The 19,257-nt window shown below is 61.7% G+C and carries 20 protein-coding genes; 15 read left to right on the top strand and 5 right to left on the bottom strand.

Translation table 11 applies throughout. The features are described from left to right. Positions 1-13 precede the first annotated feature (13 nt). From cpaB (J2S97_RS00865) to J2S97_RS00800, 14 genes are all read left to right on the top strand, one after another. Positions 14-781, top strand: a complete 768-nt coding sequence (cpaB, locus tag J2S97_RS00865; RefSeq protein WP_307045661.1) for a Flp pilus assembly protein CpaB — start codon at positions 14-16, stop codon at positions 779-781. Further along, positions 778-1,977, top strand: a complete 1,200-nt coding sequence (locus J2S97_RS00860) for an AAA family ATPase (protein ID WP_307045659.1) — start codon at positions 778-780, stop codon at positions 1,975-1,977. The genes cpaB (J2S97_RS00865) and J2S97_RS00860 overlap by 4 nt, the downstream gene beginning before the upstream one ends. Continuing rightward, positions 1,974-3,404 (top strand): CpaF family protein, encoded by a 1,431-nt coding sequence (locus tag J2S97_RS00855; protein WP_307045657.1) that lies wholly within the window; start codon positions 1,974-1,976, stop codon positions 3,402-3,404. The genes J2S97_RS00860 and J2S97_RS00855 overlap by 4 nt, the downstream gene beginning before the upstream one ends. Next, positions 3,401-4,351 carry a type II secretion system F family protein gene (locus J2S97_RS00850; protein WP_307045655.1) on the top strand — a complete coding sequence of 317 codons (951 nt, stop codon included), beginning with the start codon at positions 3,401-3,403 and terminating at the stop codon, positions 4,349-4,351. Before J2S97_RS00855 ends, J2S97_RS00850 begins: the two co-directional genes overlap by 4 nt. 13 nt (positions 4,352-4,364) lie before the next feature. After that, positions 4,365-5,243, top strand: coding sequence for a type II secretion system F family protein (locus tag J2S97_RS00845; RefSeq protein WP_307045653.1), 879 nt, complete (start codon positions 4,365-4,367; stop codon positions 5,241-5,243). Positions 5,244-5,682: 439 nt separating this feature from the next. Next, positions 5,683-5,889: a Flp family type IVb pilin gene (locus J2S97_RS00840; protein ID WP_307045651.1), complete on the top strand. Its 207-nt coding sequence runs from the start codon at positions 5,683-5,685 to the stop codon at positions 5,887-5,889. Between the two features lie 129 nt (positions 5,890-6,018). Beyond that, positions 6,019-6,393, top strand: coding sequence for a TadE/TadG family type IV pilus assembly protein (locus J2S97_RS00835; protein WP_307045649.1), 375 nt, complete (start codon positions 6,019-6,021; stop codon positions 6,391-6,393). Beyond that, complete coding sequence (locus J2S97_RS00830) at positions 6,381-7,427, top strand: Tad domain-containing protein (protein ID WP_307045647.1); 1,047 nt, start codon at positions 6,381-6,383, stop codon at positions 7,425-7,427. The genes J2S97_RS00835 and J2S97_RS00830 overlap by 13 nt, the downstream gene beginning before the upstream one ends. A 26-nt stretch (positions 7,428-7,453) precedes the next feature. Further along, positions 7,454-8,215 (top strand): Flp pilus assembly protein CpaB, encoded by a 762-nt coding sequence (gene cpaB, locus J2S97_RS00825; protein WP_307045645.1) that lies wholly within the window; start codon positions 7,454-7,456, stop codon positions 8,213-8,215. Further along, a complete protein-coding gene (locus J2S97_RS00820) occupies positions 8,212-9,408 on the top strand; it encodes an AAA family ATPase (RefSeq protein ID WP_307045643.1) in 1,197 nt (398 codons plus the stop codon). The genes cpaB (J2S97_RS00825) and J2S97_RS00820 overlap by 4 nt, the downstream gene beginning before the upstream one ends. Beyond that, positions 9,409-10,965 (top strand): CpaF family protein, encoded by a 1,557-nt coding sequence (locus J2S97_RS00815; protein WP_307045640.1) that lies wholly within the window; start codon positions 9,409-9,411, stop codon positions 10,963-10,965. It begins immediately after the preceding gene. A 10-nt stretch (positions 10,966-10,975) separates the two neighbouring features. Beyond that, positions 10,976-11,908 (top strand): type II secretion system F family protein, encoded by a 933-nt coding sequence (locus J2S97_RS00810; RefSeq protein ID WP_307045638.1) that lies wholly within the window; start codon positions 10,976-10,978, stop codon positions 11,906-11,908. 7 nt (positions 11,909-11,915) lie between these two features. Next, complete coding sequence (locus J2S97_RS00805) at positions 11,916-12,800, top strand: type II secretion system F family protein (protein WP_307045636.1); 885 nt, start codon at positions 11,916-11,918, stop codon at positions 12,798-12,800. 239 nt (positions 12,801-13,039) lie between these two features. Next, positions 13,040-13,384 (top strand): Hpt domain-containing protein, encoded by a 345-nt coding sequence (locus J2S97_RS00800; protein ID WP_307045633.1) that lies wholly within the window; start codon positions 13,040-13,042, stop codon positions 13,382-13,384. Here J2S97_RS00800 and J2S97_RS00795 read toward each other — a convergent pair whose 3' ends face one another. After that, positions 13,385-14,182 (bottom strand): response regulator transcription factor, encoded by a 798-nt coding sequence (locus J2S97_RS00795; protein WP_307045631.1) that lies wholly within the window; start codon positions 14,180-14,182, stop codon positions 13,385-13,387. Positions 14,183-14,437: 255 nt separating this feature from the next. On the opposite strand from J2S97_RS00795, the gene J2S97_RS00790 reads away from it, so the two are divergent. Beyond that, entirely contained in the window at positions 14,438-16,111 is a 1,674-nt protein-coding gene (locus J2S97_RS00790) for a sensor histidine kinase (RefSeq protein WP_307045629.1), read from the top strand. 28 nt (positions 16,112-16,139) lie between these two features. On the opposite strand, the gene truA is transcribed toward J2S97_RS00790, so the two are convergent. The 4 genes from truA to rpsK all read right to left on the bottom strand — a co-directional run bounded on the left by truA (position 16,140) and on the right by rpsK (position 19,253). Continuing rightward, on the bottom strand, positions 16,140-17,030 hold the full coding sequence (gene truA / locus J2S97_RS00785) for a tRNA pseudouridine(38-40) synthase TruA (RefSeq protein WP_307045627.1): 891 nt from the start codon (positions 17,028-17,030) through the stop codon (positions 16,140-16,142). Between the two features lie 31 nt (positions 17,031-17,061). After that, positions 17,062-17,631, bottom strand: coding sequence for a 50S ribosomal protein L17 (gene rplQ, locus J2S97_RS00780; RefSeq protein WP_307045626.1), 570 nt, complete (start codon positions 17,629-17,631; stop codon positions 17,062-17,064). 77 nt (positions 17,632-17,708) lie between these two features. Next, positions 17,709-18,719 (bottom strand): DNA-directed RNA polymerase subunit alpha, encoded by a 1,011-nt coding sequence (locus tag J2S97_RS00775; RefSeq protein WP_104172048.1) that lies wholly within the window; start codon positions 18,717-18,719, stop codon positions 17,709-17,711. Between the two features lie 132 nt (positions 18,720-18,851). After that, positions 18,852-19,253, bottom strand: coding sequence for a 30S ribosomal protein S11 (gene rpsK, locus J2S97_RS00770; RefSeq protein ID WP_028265083.1), 402 nt, complete (start codon positions 19,251-19,253; stop codon positions 18,852-18,854). Between the last annotated feature and the right edge of the window lie 4 nt (positions 19,254-19,257).

Genomic DNA, 19,257 nt, shown 5'->3' with positions numbered 1-19,257 from the left:
AAAGGAGAATCCCGTGAAAATCAGGCTGCTGGGGGGCCTGGCAGCATTGCTCTTGGCAATTGTCGGATCTGTACTGATGTTCAATTACGCACAGGCAGCCGACAACCGTGCTCAGCAAGGCTTACAGCCCGTAGAAGTTCTCGTCGTTCAAAAAGCTGTCACTGCGGGTACACCCGTTTCTCAGCTATCAGAATCACTCAAACTCACCACTCTGCCTCGGACTGCCGTTCCGGCCGATGCCGTCAAATCAATTTCAGAGTTTTCCGGCAAGGTTACAGCCGTAGCTCTCCAGCCGGGTGAACAGCTCTTGGAGGCGCGCCTGGTGGATCCGAATGCATTGGCCACCCCCGGCACGGTACCTGTGCCAGCGGGCATGGAGGAGATCTCAGTCCTGCTGGAGCCGCAGCGTGTTATCGGTGGCCGGCTGGCGGCCGGAGACACCGTGGGTGTCTACATCTCCTACAAGCTGGACGAAAAAGCTGGCGCGGACGCGCCGGTCAGCAATGATCTGAAGGGCTTCAAGGAATTCACCCAAAAATCCTTCCACAAAGTTCTAGTTACTAGCGTCCAACAGGCGCCGCCCGAGGCCTCCAAGGACTCAACGTCTACGAGCCCGGCACTGCCTTCCGGGTCGGTGTATGTGACCCTGGCCCGTGAGGATGCTGATGCATCCGAGATCATTTTCGGTGCCGAGTTCGGCAAGATCTGGCTCTCTAAGGAGACCGAAGAGTCGAAGGATTCCAAGCCCGGCTTGGTGACGCTGGGGAAGGTCTTCCAATGAGCCGCTTCGTAGTCATAACGGCATCGCAGGACTTTCAGCGCAAAGTGCAATCGGCGATTCGGGGTGCCTTGCACGGCACAGTCCAAATGCTCCCACCATCAGTGATGCTTGGGGGCCCGCAGGAACTCTTCGGTCGCCTCACCGGTGAACCGCCGGAAGTCCTGGTCCTGGGCCCGGGACTCCCGGAAGACGAGGCTCTCAAAATGGCTACCGTGTTCGACCTTCAGTATCCGGAAGTCAGCTTGGTACTAGTAGAGGACACAGCACCGGAGCAGGTGATCAACGCCATGCGGGCCGGTATCCGGGACATCGTAAGTCCGGATGCTGACATTGCCCAGCTTCGAATCCTTCTGGAGCGCGCGTGCTTGGCTTCGGCCGGCCGTCGCAGAGGCCTGGTGTCAGCAGCGGGCCCCGAGCGACCAGCCGGACGTGTCATCGCCGTCATGTCTCCAAAGGGCGGCGTTGGCAAGACAACTGTGGCCACTAATCTGGCCATTGGCCTGGGGAAGATAGCCCCGATGGGGGTAGTGATAGTTGATCTCGATGTGCAGTTCGGAGATGTTGCAACAGGGCTCCAATTGGAACCTGAGCACACCCTCAGAGACGCAGTGAGTGGCGCCGCATTCCAGGATTCGATGGTGCTCAAGGCCTTCCTCACCGTTCATCCGAGCGGAATTTACGCCTTGTGCGCGCCTAATACGCCAGGCGATGCCGACCATATCAGCGGCGAAGCCGTGAGCCATCTGCTCAATCAGATGGCTGCCGAATTCCAGTTCGTTGTAGTAGACACAACTCCGGGCCTAGGCGAACATGTGCTCGCCACGCTTGAACAGGCCACAGATGCGGTGTGGGTCTGCGGCATGGATATTCCGAGTATCCGTGGCTTGCATACGAGCTTCGATGTGCTGAGAGAGTTGCAACTGTTGCCCCAGGGTCGGCACGTGGTACTCAACTTTGCCGACAGGCGGAGTGGTCTCACAGTCCAGGACGTGGAGGCCACCATCGGTGTCCCCGTGGACACAGTAGTTCCCCGTTCGCGTGCAGTGCCGTTTTCTACGAACAAAGGTGTACCCCTGCTGCAGGACTCGTCGCATGACGGTGCTGCGCGTGCCTTCGCCAAACTGGTGGAGCGCTTCGACCCCAAGTGGGCCACTCAACCACAGAAGAAAATACACCGGCGGATGGTGATCTCATGAGCCTTGCAGAACGACTGGAAGCCGCCCGTGGCGGCAAAACTACAATCGGAGCTTCCGGTATCGGAGCCTCAGGCCCGAGCTCACACGAGGCTCTGTCGCAAGTGACAGTGGCCGTCGGAACCGGAGGCTCTGCACCTGTCGACGCCCTGGCAGGCCTAAAGCAGCGAGCCGGAAAGGCCCTCTTTGAACGGCTCGGCGCGCGCCTAACTGACTCATCGCTCACCGACGAAGAGTTGCGCAAGATCGCGCGCGATGAATTGAGCCTGGTGATCGACGAAGAACAGGTGCCACTTAGCCCAGAAGAACGACGACGACTTATCCGCGACGTGGGCGACGACGTCCTGGGCTATGGGCCACTTCAGCGTTACTTGGAGGACCAGTCTGTAACCGAGATCATGGTGAACCGTCCGGACCAGGTGTACGTGGAACGTGACGGCCGGCTGATCCTGACCGATGGACGATTTAGTTCCGAGGAGCATCTTCGCAAGGTGATCGAGCGGATTGTCGCCAAGGTTGGACGGCGGATCGACGAATCATCGCCGCTCGTCGATGCTCGTTTGGAAGACGGATCCCGTGTGAACGCGATTATCCCGCCTCTGGCGGTCAACGGATCGTCTCTCACTATCCGAAAATTCAGCAAGATCCCGCTGACGGTCCAGAACCTGATCGACTTCGGCACGCTGACACCGGAGATGGCGGAGCTCTTGGACGCCTGCGTCCGGGCAAAACTGAACATCATCGTGTCGGGGGGTACGGGCACTGGAAAGACGACGCTCCTAAACGTACTTTCATCCTTCATCCCTTCGGATGACCGCATTGTCACGATTGAAGACGCTGTTGAACTCCAGCTACAACAGAGCCATGTGGTGCGACTGGAGAGCCGCCCGGCAAATATCGAAGGCAAGGGAGCTGTAACCATTCGGGATTTGGTCCGGAACTCTTTGCGTATGCGGCCGGACCGGATTGTGGTGGGCGAAGTCCGCGGTGGCGAAAGTCTTGACATGTTGCAGGCCATGAACACAGGACACGATGGCTCCATCTCAACGGTTCACGCGAATTCACCGCGGGATGCAGTGGCGCGATTGGAAACATTGGTCCTCATGGCAGGGATGGACCTACCGCTCCGCGCGATCCGCGAGCAGGTCGCTTCTGCAGTGAACCTCATCGTTCACCTCTCCCGGCTGCGCGACGGAACCCGGCGGGTAACACATATTACCGAGGTCCAGGGAATGGAGGGTGAAATCGTCACACTGCAAGATGCCTTCGTCTTCGACTATTCCGCCGGCGTGGATGCCAGCGGTAAGTTCCTGGGTAAGCCCATCTCGACAGGAATCCGCCCCCGCTTTATTGACCACTTCGCGGACCTGGGCATCGTTGTCTCTCCAGCTATTTTCAACGGTAGGCCGATGCAGGTGGGGCGGCGATGATGACGATGACGACTGCCTTATTTGCGATCGGCATGACGCTCCTCGTCGGAGCAGTTTTGGTGATTGTTTTCGTCGTTTTCCGCCCTGCGAACGGCTCCGTAGCCCTGAGCCGCCGCAGGCCATTCGGCGGCCCCGAACGTTCGCCTCTGACCAAGCTCGCGGACTCAACAGTGGGTGCAGTGGAACGGGTTCTTGCCGGCAATGGCAAATCCCGGGGTGAACGAGCCACACTGGATCAGGCTGGCCTCAAGATGGCCCGTGCAGATTTCACAGTGCTGGTGGGAGCTGTCGCTGTAGTCGCCGGCTTTGTTGGCCTCATCCTGCAGGGTCCGGTATTCGCAGTCCTATTCGCTGGTCTCACGCCGGTTCTGGCTGCAATGTACCTGTCCTTTCTGACGCAGCGTCGCAGGGGACAGTTTGAGGCGCAGCTGGGCGATACCCTCACGATGGTCTCCGGCGGCCTAAGAGCGGGTCACAGTGTCCTGCGGGCCATCGACGCGGTGGCGCAAGAGGCGAGCGAGCCTACCGCTACCGAGTTCGCCAGGGTGGTTAACGAAACCCGGCTCGGCCGCGACCTCCAAGAATCGCTAAACGATGTATCCCTGCGGATGAAGAGCGAGGACTTCAACTGGATGGCTCAGGCGATCGAGATTAACCGAGAAGTAGGTGGTGATCTTGCCCAGGTGTTCGACCAGGTAGGAGAGACCATCCGTGAACGTTCCCAAATCAAGGGGATGGTCAAGGCGCTTGCATCTGAGGGGAAACTCTCTGCAGTAATCCTCATGTCGTTGCCTGTCCTGCTCTTGGTCCTGATGGGATTGGTGAATCCCAAATACATCGGTTCACTAACAGGTCACCCAATCGGCTGGGTTCTTATGGGAGTGGCTGTAGTCATGATGACTATCGGCGGCCTGTGGATCCGCAAAATCAGCGATCTGAAGTTCTAAGGGGGAATCAACAATGCAACCAATCGCTTGGGCCATCATCGCTCTCACCGTTCTACCCGTTTCCTATCTTGTCTGGTCCTTCATTGTGGCCGACCGCAAATCCCGGCTGGTTATTCAAGGCAACCTCAGCAAAGGCCTCGAAACCGGAGGCACAGCCCAAGTCCCGCAAAACATGGATTTGGAGAAACTGGCTCGCAAGCTCACCCCGACTGGCTACGAGGCCAAGCTGGACCGCTTGCTGGCCCTTGCCGGCCGCCCCGCTTCCATGCCGCTCCCAAGGCTGCTGGTAGGCAAGCCCGCTGTTGCTCTTGTCGTGGCACTGCTCATGCTGCTGATGCTGAGCCGCAATGGGAGCCCTCAAATGATCCTACTAGCCGTTTTCGCAACGGGACTGGCGTATTTTGTTCCGGATCTACTCATCCGCAGCAGGGGGGCCGAGCGTCAAAAGAAGATCCAGTTGGAGTTGCCCAATACGCTGGACCAGATGCTTATCGCTGTCGAAGCCGGCCTTGGCTTCGAATCGGCGATGGCGCGGGCCGGTCAGAATGGCAAGGGTCCTTTGGCCGAGGAACTAATCAGGACACTGCAGGACATGCAGGTCGGGCGATCCCGCCGAGACGCCTACCTGGCTCTGGCGGATAGGAGCAGCGTCCAGGATCTACGGAGCTTCGTTCGGGCGGTGGTTCAGGCTGATGCCTACGGCATTGCCATCGCAAAGGTACTCAAGTCACAGGCCCGCGAAATGAGGGTCAAACGTCGCCAACGCGCCGAGCAGAAGGCCATGAAACTGCCCGTCTTGGTTCTCTTTCCGCTCCTGCTCTTCATTTTCCCCGTCATCTTCATCGTGATTCTGGGGCCCGCAGTTATCAACATCATCGAGGCATTCTCGTAGATCGGCTGCGCCACAGATTTTCCAAAGCTGGGGTGTTGGCGCCCCGAGCCACCCGACCGAGTCGCGGGATCTTGAGTCGGGCGAAGGCCCTGGGCGGGTGTGTGAGTGCGCGTTCAGGGCCTTCATGGGGAACAACCCTTATATCGGGGTGACCCTACAACTACAATCGCCGAATCAGATCATGCGAACGATTACCTCAGCCTTTCCAATAGACCGGACCCCCTCGGCAGCCAGAACCGAGGGGGTCCTCTTGCGTGCGCGGACTGGCCCTTGCCGCAGGCTCGGCGCAGAATTCCCCCAAGGAGAGGGCAGCAAAGCCGCAGTATTCGAAGGCTTGGCGCAGGATATTCCAAGGTCCCACCAAGCGCTACAAATCGCTTGCTAACTTCGTTCTAGAGCTGGTGCAGGGCCAGCCATCCGACTCGCTCAGGAGTACGAAATGCTTTCTCTCTACACCAACATCATGATCCGTCTTCGCCGCGAAGAAGCTGGGGCCACGGCTGTTGAATACGGCATCATGGTCGCCCTCATTGCAGTCGTTATCATCGTCGCCGTCAGCACCCTGGGTGGCACCCTCACAGATCTCTTCAATGGTGTAAACGACGACATCCTGACGCCTCCTGCCGCACCGGTCGAAGGCGAATAGGGTCCGGACCGAACCTACAGCTACGGAATCAGGATCGTTTGTGCGGTGCAGGTGAATACACCTGCACCGCACGACCTGTTTTCGTCCTCACCCATGCCCGCAAAGCTAGTAACGAGAGGTGCAGAGCGGATGCGAGAGCAACCCGAGCGCGGCGCAGTTGCCGTCGAATTCGCGATCCTTCTGCCCCTGTTGTTACTGCTAGTTCTGGGAACGATCGAATTCGGCCGGGCCTATACCACGCAGATTTCGCTCACCAATGCGGCCCGCGAGGGCGTACGCGTGATGGCCATTTCCAACGATGCGCCGGGAGCGGTGACCGCAGCCAAGCATGCTGCGGTCACCATACGGCCTGGAATTTCAGATTCCAACATCACGTTGAGCACACCGGCCTGCGCCGTGGGAGCACAGGTAACGCTCACGATCGAGTATGAGCTGTCCACTATCACCGGTGTCGCGGGTCCCTTCCCGATGACCGGCAAGGGAGTCATGCTGTGCGGTGGCTGATCAGCGGCAGGCCGACCGTCGACAAGGAACACGGGGCCATTACGGTCATTGTTGCACTCCTGATGGTCGTCCTGCTCGGATTCGCGGCGATCGCCGTCGATGTCGGTGTGATCTACTCCGAGCGCTCTCAGCTTCAAAGCGGCGCGGACGCCGCCGCCATCGCCACCGCCCAGAAGTGCGCCCGGGACTCCACTTCTCCGCTGTGCTCAACGACGTCGGCCCTCGCCGGCAGCCTGGCGAGCCAGAATGCCTTGGACGGCATGAGTAACGTGCACTCCATCGACCTGGACAAGACGGCACGAACTGTGGCCGTCCAGACTTCGGCCAAGGAACCCGGCGGCGCCGACAACTCCGTGTCCTTGTTCTTCGCCGACATCCTGGGAATCCCCTCAAAGGAGGTGGGAGCCCGAGCATCCGCCGCCTGGGGCAGCCCGCAGGCCGGACGGACGGCCTTCCCCCTGGCCTTCTCCGTGTGCCAGGTCAAGGACAACATCGGCGCTTCGCTGCAACTCCTCCAAGAACATGGCAAGAACGCCAACGCTGACTGCAACTACGGGCCGTCCGGCGCAGCGGTTGCCGGCGGCTTCGGCTGGCTCGCCCCGGATCCCGGAGTCTGCGGCGGAACCATCGACCTCACGCTCAGCGAAGGCGGAAGCGACACCGGCAACAACGCCCCGGGCAACTGTTCCACCGTCCTCAACCAATGGGCCATCGATATCACCGCCGGCCGTGAAGTCATCGTCCTTCTGCCTGTTTTCAACAAGGTCACCGGGACCGGGGCAGGCGCCGTCTACGGCCTGGTGTCCTTCGCCGCGTTCAAGGTAACCGGCTGGAAGTTCAGCGGGAACAAGGAACTCCCCTACGAGTTCCGCAGTGAAAAGTCGACGGCGACCGGCGTCACCACGGCTACGGAATGCAAAGGTGACTGCCGCGGAATCATCGGCAGCTTCGTAAAGTACGTGTCACTGGCCGACGGCTACACCCTCGGCCCCGTGGACCCCTTCGGAGCCACCATCGTCCGTATGACCCACTAACCCCATAACCGACCCAGGAGTTGAAAGTGAAGTCTCGCCTGCTCGCCGGAACGGCTGCGATTGCGTTGGCGATTGTGGGAGCCGTTCTCATCATCTTCTACGCACAGGGCGCCGACCAGCGTGCCCTGCAGTCGATGAAGCCGGTTGACGTTCTGGTCGTCAAAACCGCCATACCGGCCGGAACTTCGGTCGAAGCCATGGCGGCGTCTCTCGTTATTGAAAAGGTTCCGGCTTCCGGCGTAGCTGACACCGCGCTCAGCACGTTGGACAAGTCAGCCGGAACAGTCAGCGCCGTGAATCTCATTCCCGGTGAGCAACTCCTGGCCGAACGGCTCGTCGCCCCAGAGGAGGTCAAAGATGAAGGCAACACAAAAGTACCGGCGGGCCTGCAGGAAGTTTCATTCCAGCTCGAGCCGCAGCGGGTCGTCGGCGGGCGCGTAGCTGTGGGTGAACACGTGGGGGTCTTCCTTTCCTTCGAAAAAGGAGCCTTCAAGGCAAAGCCGGAAGACGAAACCACCCAGCTCACCATCCACAAGGTTCTGGTCACCGCCGTTCAAAGGGCACCGCAGACTGCGAGCGCCGAGAAACCTAAGGACGGACAGCAGCCCGCCCCGGAGGACACAACGCTCCCGGAGGGCTCGCTACTGCTGACTGTGGCAGTCACCGATATCGACGCCGGCAAGATCGTCTTCGCGTCCGAGTTCGGACGCATCTGGCTCAGCAAGGAACCGCTGGATGCCCAGGACAACGGTCCCCGCGTTGAACGACGTGAAGTGGTCTACAAATGAGCCGCTTCGTCCTCATCACGCCCGACGTCGACTTCGACGCCCGTCTTCGCCAGGCCGTTGCCGGCGGCCTCCAAGGAGGTGTGCAGACGTTCTTCACCAGCCTGCTCCCCGCCGATCCCAACGAACTGTTCGCCCACCTGAACCAGGAACAGCCCGAGGTGCTGATCCTGGGACCTGAAGTACTGGTGGACGAGGCGCTCCGGCTCGCGACGGTAATGAATGTCCGGTTTCCGGAGCTCAGTGTCATCCTGGCCAGCAACCCGGAACCGGACTTCATCCTGCACGCCATGCGCGCGGGCATCCGGGACATCCTCTCCCCCGACTCCGATCCCGCGCAGATCAGGGTCCTCCTGGAGCGCGCCACCCAGTCCTTCGCCAGCCGGTACCGCGTGCCAGTATCCCAGCAGCCGGACGAAAGCAACAAAGGCCTCGTGATCGGCGTTTTCTCTCCCAAAGGCGGAGTTGGCAAGACCACCATAGCGACCAACCTAGCGATAGGACTGGGCAAAATCGCCCCGATGAGCGTAGTGATCGTTGACCTGGACCTGCAGTTCGGCGACGTCGCTTCCGCGCTCTACCTCGACCCCCAGCACACAGTCACAGACGCGGTGTCGCCGGCTGCGAGCCAGGATTCGCTGGTCCTCAAGGCTTTCCTTACCGTCCACCCAGGCAGCATCTACGCCGTGTGCGCTCCCCCGACCCCCGTTGACGCCGACGAAATCACCCCCGAGCAGATTAGCCGGCTTCTGGAACAGCTTTCCGAACAGTTCCAGTACGTTGTGGTGGACACTGCCCCCGGCCTGCCCGAAATCGGCCTTGCGGCCATGGAAAAGTGCACCGATGTGGTGTGGGTCAGCGGAATGGACATACCAAGCGTCCGGGGCCTGCGCTCGGGGCTGGACGTCCTTCGCCAGCTGGACATCATGCCCGAGACGCGGCACGTGGTGCTGAACATGGCGGATTCGAAGCTCGGGCTGACAGTCCAGGACCTCGAATCGACCATCGGGGCACCCGTCGACGTAAGCATCCCGCGGTCCAAGGCCGTGGCGCTCTCCACCAACCGGGGCATACCCGTCCTCCAGCAAACAGTGAAGGACCCGGCAACCAAAGGGCTGAACCAGCTCGTCGAACGGTTCAACCCCGTCTGGCGGGCCAAATCGCAACGCAAGCTGCACCGAAGGGTAGTGGTCTAAGTGAAACTTTCAGAGCGCATCAGTGCCGCCCAAACAAAATCGCAGGCACGCACGCACCCGGCGCCCACGCCGACGCACCGCCCGGCGAGCTCCACCGCGACCCTCGAACTGGACCGCCCCGCCCTCCCCGACCGGCAGCCGGAACCGTGGGCCATGCCCCGTCCGGAAAAGCGGACGACGACGCCGCAACCTGCCGCCGTCGTCGTTCCTTCCACGGGGGCTGACCATGCGGACGAGGTGAAGCCGAAAGCCCAGCAGCCCGTCGACGCCTTCGCCGCACTGAAGGAGAGGGCAGCCACCGCGCTGTTCGAGCGCATGGGGTCCCGCTTCAACGACAATGCGGTCACTGAGCAGGAGCTCCGGACCTCGGCCCGTGACGAGCTCACGCGCATCATCGACGCCGAGCAGGTCCCGCTGTCCGCGGAAGAGCGCACCCGTCTGGTCCAGGACGTCGCCGACGACGTGCTGGGCTACGGACCCCTGCAGCGGCTGCTGGATGACCCCGCCGTCACCGAAATCATGGTCAACCGAATGGACCAGATCTACGTTGAGCGGAAGGGCCACCTCACCCTTGCGGACTCCCGATTCAGCTCGGAGGAGCACCTGCGCAAGGTGATCGAGAGGATCGTGTCGAAGGTTGGCCGCCGCATTGACGAGTCCTCGCCACTGGTGGATGCCCGGCTGGAGGACGGTTCCCGTGTCAACGCGGTGATCCCGCCCCTGGCCGTCGGCGGATCATCGCTGACCATCCGTAAGTTCAGCAAGGTGCCCCTCACCGTCCGCAACCTCATCGACTTTGGAACACTGACTCCGGAAATGGCCGAACTGCTCAACGCGTGCGTGAAGGCCAAGCTCAACATCATCGTCTCCGGCGGAACGGGAACAGGGAAGACCACCCTGCTGAACGTTCTCTCCTCCTTCCTGCCCGCGGACGAACGGATCGTCACCATCGAGGACGCCGTGGAGCTCCAGATCCAGCAGGACCACGTGGTCCGGCTGGAAAGCCGCCCGCCCAACACGGAAGGCAAGGGCGAAGTGACCATCCGCGAGCTCCTGAGGAACTCGCTGCGTATGCGACCGGACCGCATCGTGGTGGGTGAAGTCCGCGGCGGAGAGTCGCTGGACATGCTCCAGGCCATGAACACCGGACACGACGGCTCGCTGTCCACCGTTCACTCCAACTCACCGCGCGACGCCGTCGCCCGCCTCGAAACACTGGTGCTCATGGCAGGGATGGACCTGCCCCTGCGCGCCATCCGGGAACAGATCGCCTCGGCCGTGAACCTGATCGTCCAAATTTCACGCTTGCGTGACGGCAGCCGCCGCATCACCCACGTGACCGAGGTCCAGGGCATGGAGGGCGACATCGTGACGCTCCAGGACGCCTTCGTCTTCGACTATTCCGCCGGGGTGGACGCCCACGGACGTTTCCTCGGGCGGCCTGTTGCCACCGGGATTCGTCCGCGCTTCATCGACCGCTTCGAGGACCTCGGGATCCATGTCTCGCCCGGCGTCTTCGCCCCGCCCGCCGGTCCCGCCGGCGAAGGAAAGGCCTAGGACCGCCGCCATGCTCATGACCGCTGGAGCGGCGCTCCTCTTCATCGCACCAGTCCTCCTGGGTGTGGCGCTGCTGATACCCGGTACGCCGGAAATCGCCCTGGGCAGGCGCCGCCCGTATGACACAGACCCGCCCTCACGGCTGACCCGCCTGGCGAACATGACAGTCGGCGGCCTTGACCGCTTCCTCGCGGACAGGAACGTCCGCCTCTACAACCGCGACGCCCTGGAGAACGCCGGCGTCCGGCTCAGCCAGGCCGAGTTCTTCGTCCTGGTCATTGCCGGCGGCATCGTCGGAGCACTGGTTGGCCTGGTGATCGGTGTGCCTGCCGTGTCCGTCATCCTCGTGATCCTGGCGCCGTTCGTGGGGCACCTGGTGCTTGGCTTCCTGGCCGGGAAGCGGCGGGCGAAGTTCGACCAGCAGCTCGGCGACACCCTCCAGCTCCTCGCCGGCGGACTCCGGGCCGGCCACAGCATCCTCCGCGCCATCGACGCCGCGGCCTCCGAATCCCAAAGCCCGACGTCGGAAGAGATGCGCCGCGTGATCACGGAGACCAGCCTGGGCCGCGACCTCCTGGCCTCCTTGACGGACACCTCGGAACGCATGAAAAACGAGGACTTCGTCTGGATCGCCCAGGCCATCCAGATCAACCGCGAAGTCGGCGGAAACCTGGCCGAGGTCCTGGACCAGGTGAACGAGACCATCCGGGAGCGGTCCGAAATCAAGGGCCACATCAAGGCACTCGCTGCCGAAGGGAAGTTCTCCGCCTACATCCTGATTGCCATGCCCATCGGCATCGTGTTGATGCTCATGGCCGTGAACCCCGGCTATATGGATTCGATGTTCACGCATCCGCTGGGGTGGGCCATGATCGCGGGGTCCGTGGTCCTCATGACCATCGGCAGCCTGTGGATGCGCAAGATCATCGATCTGAAGTTCTGAGGCCCCGATGAATCCCATGGTTCTCGCCTCACTCGTCCTGGTGTGCCTGCCCGTCAGCTACCTGGCTTGGTCCGTCCTGTCGGTGGATCGCAAATCCCGGACCGCAGCGGTGGCCCTCCTAACCCGCGGCCGGAGGGTGGACGTAGCCCCGGAAAAGACGGAACGGCGCTTCCTCGACAGGATCGGCTACGCGCTGACTCCGCCAGCCTATGTCCGCAAACTCGACCGGCTGCTCTCCCTTGCCGGGCGGCCCGCGTCCATGCCGCTCGGACGCGTTCTGGGCTCGAAGCTGGCACTGGGGATTGCAGGCGTAAGTCTCGGTGCTTTCCTAAGCTCCACGGGCAGCACACCGCTTATGAAGTTGGCCGGGCTTTTCGTGCTGGTCTTCGGCTATTTCATCCCGGACCTGCTCCTCTACAGCAAGGGCATGGAACGGCAGAAAGCCATGCAGCTGGAACTGGCGAACACCCTCGACCAGATGCTCATTTCCGTCGAAGCCGGCCTTGGCTTCGAGGGCGCGATGGCCCGGGCCGGGGAGAACGGCAAGGGTCCCCTCTCCGAAGAGCTTGTCCGCACCCTGCAGGACATGCAAGTGGGACGCAGCCGCAGGGAGTCCTACATAGCCCTTGCAGAGCGCACCAATATTCCGGAGCTCCGCAGCTTCGTGCAAGCCATTGTGCAGGCCGACACCTACGGCATCGCCATCAGCCGGGTCCTCCGGATCCAGGCCAAGGTCATGAGGGTGAAGCGCCGGCAACGGGCAGAGGAAAAGGCCATGAAGCTTCCGGTCATGATCCTGTTCCCCCTATTGTTTTTCATCTTTCCGGTCCTGTTCATCGCCATTCTCGGCCCCGCCGTGATCAATACGGTTGTCACGTTCAGCGGTCAATGACGGCTTGCGTCGCGCCAGCCGCCCTCCCCAGCCCAGTAACCCGCAAGGTTTCCACAGGATTAGCTGAAGTCAAGCGAATTGACAGTTTCAGGAAGTAGCGTTGTCATATGTCCAACTCAGGTAGCTTCAGCGGCAATGGAGGCGGGGGCCTTGTCCCCACACCTCCGCAGCCCACGGCTGCCCCTGGTGGCCTATCAAATCCTGATGGCGCCCTATTTCCGGACGCTGAACTTCCCCTCGTGGACCTCGCAGTTCTGCAGGACCTTGCAGACCAGCTGGCACATCCAGCCGTAGCACAGAACTTTGCACGGGACTATGCGACGCTGTGGACCCAGCGCTACCAGAAGCTGGCAGCAGCCGTGGATCGCCAAGACGTTGCTGGCGCCCTGGACGCGGTCATAAGTATGAAGATCGCTTCAGCCATGGTGGGAGGGCTGCGGCTGGCCCGGCTAGCGGAACGGCTGGAAGAGTTCATCCGAAGGGGAGACCTGGAACATGGACATGCCCTGATCGCCGCTGTGAAACTCCACGGGAGCGCGACCGTCAAGGAACTTCAGGACACATACATCCTGGCGGATGAATAGCTACCGCTGTTCGTGGACCTCCTGCCGTTCATGCTCCGCCGGCGCCAGCTTGTACCCCACGCCGCGCACAGTCTGCAGCCACCGTGGGGACTGCGGGTCTTCGTGCAGCTTCCGCCGGAGATTTCCGATATGGACCTCAACGGCCCTCTCATCGGATTCGCTGACGTAAGTATCGTCGCGATCTTCCTCGCCCCTGACTACGCGAACCAGGTCAGTCTTCGTGCAGACAGCACCTCCCACCCGCAGTAGCTCCTGAAGGAGGTCGAACTCACTTCGGGTAAGGGGAAGTGCGTCACCATGGACAACAACCGACCGCGTCCTGCGATTCAGCGCCAAGCCATTATGCCTGAGAACCGCTTCCTCAGCGGCACTCCTGACAGGCGACTGCGCGGGGGCCGGCGCAGGCGGCCGTCCCTGGCGAGACTGGGGCCGGGGCCTGCGCAGCATTGCTGCTACGCGTGCCCTCAGCTCCAAAGGCCGAAACGGCTTGGTGATGTAATCGTCGGCTCCGGAGTGTAGCGCCGTCAGCAGGTCCGGCTCCTCTGTCCTGCCTGTCAGCATGACAACGTAGGCGTCGCTAAACAGCCGGATTTGCCGCAGCACCTCGTAACCGTCGATGTCGGGAAGGCCCACGTCCAGGGTGACGACATTTGCCTGGTGGTCGCGAACGACCTCCACGCCCTGCCGTCCGTCCGCGGCCGAGTAAACCTCAAACCCCGCCTGACTTAGCACCGCCTCCAACAGATTCCGCACATCGGCGTCATCCTCAACAACCACTGCAACCCCAAGATCACCCATGGACTCCCCAGCCTGACGAATTCTCCGAATATGCCCATCACATATGCGAATTTCATCACCACAAATTCACGTTACAACGCACGAGCTAAATCGTCATCACTTTTTGCCCTATGACCCCACGCATCACTTCGCTTACTATGACACCAAACGTAACTTCTGCTTCAAGAAGTCGGAGATCCTTCGCAGCGTTGCTTTGGATCCAGCTGTCAGTTCAGGCGAACGAGCGATTTGGCCCCAACGTAAGGAGTGGCACCAATGAGCGAGCGGTTTCTGGCGCGAAAGGCGGAGCGCTACTTCAGCGGCCTCCGGCCACGGGCACAAGTCATTCTTTGCCAATTGCCCCTCACAGTTTTCATTGCCGCACTCGTCATCGCAGCGCCAGCCGTTTGGGCGGGGGTACTGACCAGCGGCCTCTTCCAGGCCGCCCTTGTCCTTCACGCCATTATTTTTGCAGCCTGCGTGCTGGTTCCCTGGGAGAAACTGGGACCCAATGCACCCTTGCTAATACCGGTGCTTGACCTCGTGGCCATCTGGTTTACCCGTAACGGGGCGGCCGCAAATCTTCAGGGACTGGGAGTACTGGCGCTATTTCCGGTCATCTGGCTTTCCGCGTCGGCGATTTCAGCCAGAACAAGCCTTCTCCTCAGCTTCTTCGGTCCGTTGCTCATTGCAATGCCGACCCTGTTTTCAAAAATGCCGAACATTACGGCGGCCGACGTTACGTCAATTGTGCTTTTGCCCTTGATGATGCTCGCCGTTTCGCTCGCCATACGTTTTGCCAGCATTCATATGAGGAACCAGCAACGCAGGCTTGAAGCCAAGGACATTGAGCTTCAGGCACTCCTGGCAGAAAGCAAAGAGCGCGAGCGGCTCTTGAACATCATCCTGGAGACGGTGGACGTCGGAATCGTTGCTGTCGATGGCGACGGCAAACGCCTGCTTTCCAACCACCAGCAGTCCCTCTTTGAGGTGACGGCCAGTCCGGAGGGCCTGCCGGGACGCGCCCCGGAGTCGCTGCTGGTGGTCTCAGGCCACGATCGAAGGACACCGGTCCCGCTGGACCGACGCCCTGAATCCCGTGCTGCCCGCGGAGAAACCTTTGCCGACTATCTGGTTTGGTTCGGTGAAGGTTCGCAACAGCGCGCTGTATCCACTGCAGCCCGTCCCCTGAAGAACGACGACGGCGAGTTCGACGGCGCAGTCGTCGTCTTCAATGACGTCACCGGGCTGGTGGAAGCCATTTCGGCCAAGGATGACTTCCTTTCGAACGTCTCCCATGAGCTTCGAACGCCCCTGAATTCGGTGATTGGGAACCTCGACCTTGTGCTCGACGGCGACCAGGGGCTTCCGCCGTTGGTTGTCCAGCGGCTCGAGGTGGCGCAACGCAACACTGAACGGCTCCTCACCCTGGTTTCCGATCTCCTGGTGTCGGCGTCAGAGGCTTTGCATGTGCACCCACGCCGAACGGACCTTGCCGGTGTGGTCGAGGCGTCCCTCGGATCGGCTCGCGCCTACGCCGAAACGTCGAAGGTCTCGCTGCTCATGGACGTTCCCACACCGTTATGGGCGCAGGTTGACCCGCTCCGGATAGGCCAGGCACTGGACAATCTGGTTTCGAACGCCATCAAGTACTCCCCCGACGGCGGAACGGTGAAGGTTTCGGCGCGGGCCGAGGATGGCCTGATCTGCCTCAAGGTGGAGGATGCCGGAATGGGCATGACGGCAGCGGACACCGCGAAGGTCTTCACACGGTTCTACCGTAGCCCCGCCGCCCTCGAGGCTGACATCCCCGGCGTCGGACTTGGGCTGTCCATCACCAAGGCCATCGTTGAGCGCCACGGCGGCGGCATTTCCTGTGTAAGCCGGCCAGGCCAGGGCAGCACGTTTACCGTTTCGCTGCCAGCCGAGGGACCTCCCCCGGCCTTCTAGCAACAGCAGCCGCCACCAGGCCGCGGATCTACTTCCGCAGCGCCCGCGTCAGCTCGGCCCGGGCCAGCAGCTCATCGTCCGAGGGGTACGCAACTTCCTCCAGCACCAGCGGATGCGGTGCCGCCAGGACTGACTTCGCATCGCGTTTCTGCTCCAGCAGCCTCTCGTAGAGCCAACCTGGTTCCTCGACCCCCTCGCCCACGTAGAGGGCCGACCCCACCAGGGCACGCACCATGTTGTGGCAGAACGCATCGGCCTGCACGGTGGCAACGATGACGCCGTCGCTCCCCCGGGCGAACTCAAACCGCTGCAGCTCCCGGATGGTGGTGGAGCCTTCCCGGGGCTTGCAGTAGGAACGGAAATTCTGGAGTCCGAGCAGCTTGGACGCGCCTTCGTTCAGCAGCGCCACATCAAGCGGTTCCTTGTGCCACAGGGTGGAATACCTTCCCAGCGGATCCCACAGCGCGGGACCATCCGCAATGCGGTAACTGTACCGGCGCCACAGCGCCGAGAACCGCGCGTCGAATCCCTCCGGGGCAATGGTGACACTGTGCACTTCAACGGCACCGGTGAGGTCCCCCAGCCCCCGGCTGAGCGCACCGCGCAGACGCCGCAGGAGGGCGACGGCGGGATCCAGTTCCACGCCGCGGTTCAGTCCGAGCCACTCCTCTTCGGTGAGGTCCAGGTGCACCACCTGGCCGCGGGCATGCACACCGGCGTCGGTCCGGCCCGCGACCGTTACGCGCACCTTGCGCCTGACCAGGAGCGCAAGGGCCTCCTCCAGGACGCCTTGCACTGTCCGGAGGCCGGGCTGCACTGCCCACCCGTTGAACGGGCCGCCGTCGTACGCCAGATCCAATCGGATACGCAAAAACCCGCCGCCCCCCAAAACGGGGGCAGCGGGTTTTTGGTGGTTCATAGACTTAAGTCTAAACCAAGGATTTAGCGAATTACTTCGCGTCCTTTTCCTCGGCAGCAGTCTCGTCAGCAGCTTCCTCAGCGGCCGGAGCCTCTTCGGTTGCAGCAGCTTCAGCTTCCGGAGCAGCTTCGGTCTCAGCGACCTCAGTCTCGGCGGGAGCTTCCTCGGCTGCCGGAGCAGCCTTGTCTGCATCGCGCTTGGCAGCAGCAGTAGCCTCGGCTACAACGGCCTGCTTGGCGGAAACCGGCTCGAGGACCAGTTCGATGACAGCCATGGGAGCGTTGTCGCCCTTGCGGTTGCCGATCTTGGTGATGCGGGTGTAGCCGCCATCGCGGTTCTCCACTGCCTGTGCAATGTCGGTGAACAGCTCGTGGACGACGCCCTTGTTGCTGATCAGGCCGAGTACACGACGGCGGGAAGCGAGGTCGCCGCGCTTGGCGAAGGTCACCAGACGCTCTGCGTACGGCTTCAGGCGCTTGGCCTTGGTCACCGTGGTGGTGATCCGCTTGTGCTCGAACAGTGCTGCAGCCAGGTTCGCGAGCATAAGACGCTCGTGAGCCGGGCCGCCTCCGAGGCGCGGACCCTTAGTGGGGGTAGGCATAATTGTTTCTCCTCATATGGAAGCCGGTGGGCTGCGCACACCATGGTGCATCCAGCCAGCCGGCCAAGATCTGCTTGTTAGAGCTCGTCGTCGCTGAACGCGGCGTCGTCCTCTTCGATGGCTGCGGCGCGTGCTGCCAGGTCGAAACCGGGAGGCGAGTCCTTGAGGGACAGACCCAGTTCAACCAGCTTGGCCTTGACCTCGTCGATGGACTTCGCACCGAAGTTACGGATGTCCATCAGGTCGGCCTCGGAGCGGGCAACGAGTTCACCCACGGTGTGGATGCCCTCACGCTTGAGGCAGTTGTAGGAACGGACGGTGAGGTCCAGATCCTCGATCGGCAGGGCCATGTCAGCTGCCAGGGCAGCGTCCGTCGGCGACGGGCCAATCTCGATACCTTCAGCTGCGGTGTTCAGCTCGCGGGCCAGACCGAACAGCTCCACCAGGGTGGTGCCTGCCGAAGCAACGGCGTCGCGCGGGGCGATTGCCTGCTTGGTCTCGACGTCGACAATCAGCTTGTCGAAGTCAGTGCGCTGCTCAACACGGGTAGCTTCCACGCGGAAAGTAACCTTCAGCACCGGCGAGTAGATCGAGTCGACCGGGATGCGGCCGATCTCGGAATCGCCGGACTTGTTCTGAGCTGCCGAAACGTAGCCGCGGCCGCGCTCGATGGTCAGTTCGAGTTCGAACTTGCCCTTCGAGTTCAGCGTGGCAATGTGCAGATCCGGGTTGTGGAATTCGACGCCGGCCGGCGGAGCGATGTCCGCGGCGGTGACGACTCCCGGGCCCTGCTTGCGCAGGTAAGCAACAACCGGCTCGTCGTGCTCGGAGGAAACCGACAGGTTCTTGATGTTCAGGATGATCTCGGTGACATCTTCCTTGACACCCGGAACCGTGGTGAACTCGTGCAGCACGCCATCGATCCGGATGCTGGTTACAGCAGCGCCCGGGATGGAGGAGAGCAGGGTACGGCGGAGGGAGTTTCCGAGAGTGTATCCAAAGCCCGGCTCCAGCGGTTCAATGATGAAACGGGAGCGGTTATCGGAGACGACCTCTTCAGAGAGGGTGGGGCGCTGTGCAATGAGCACTTAGGTTTCCTTTCGGCGAGCATCCGCTATATGACGCAACACAGGTGGTGGAAATTCGGTCTGAAGACTTAACGCGGCTGGGCCTGCCCGGACCCGTGAAGGTCCGGGCAAGCTTTTGCTGCTGGAAACGTCTTAGACGCGGCGGCGCTTCGGCGGACGGCAGCCGTTGTGCGCGCTGGGGGTTACGTCCTGGATGGACCCAACCTCAAGGCCAGCGGCCTGCAGTGAACGGATCGCGGTCTCTCGTCCTGATCCCGGTCCCTTGACGAATACGTCAACCTTGCGCAGACCGTGCTCCTGTGCACGCTTTGCGGCGGCTTCGGCGGCCATCTGGGCAGCGAACGGGGTGGACTTACGTGAGCCCTTGAAGCCAACCTCACCGGCGGAAGCCCAGGAGATGACAGCACCGTTCGGATCCGTGATGGAAACGATGGTGTTGTTAAAGGTGCTCTTGATGTGCGCCTGGCCCAGCGCGATATTCTTCTTGTCCTTCTTACGCGGCTTGCGAACCGCGCCACGAGTCTTCGGGGGCATTATT

The organism is Arthrobacter oryzae (assembly GCF_030812315.1).
Classification (GTDB): Bacteria; Actinomycetota; Actinomycetes; order Actinomycetales; family Micrococcaceae; genus Arthrobacter; species Arthrobacter oryzae_B.
The sequence above is the reverse complement of the archived record's forward strand: the minus strand, read 5'-3'. Positions and strand labels throughout refer to the sequence as shown.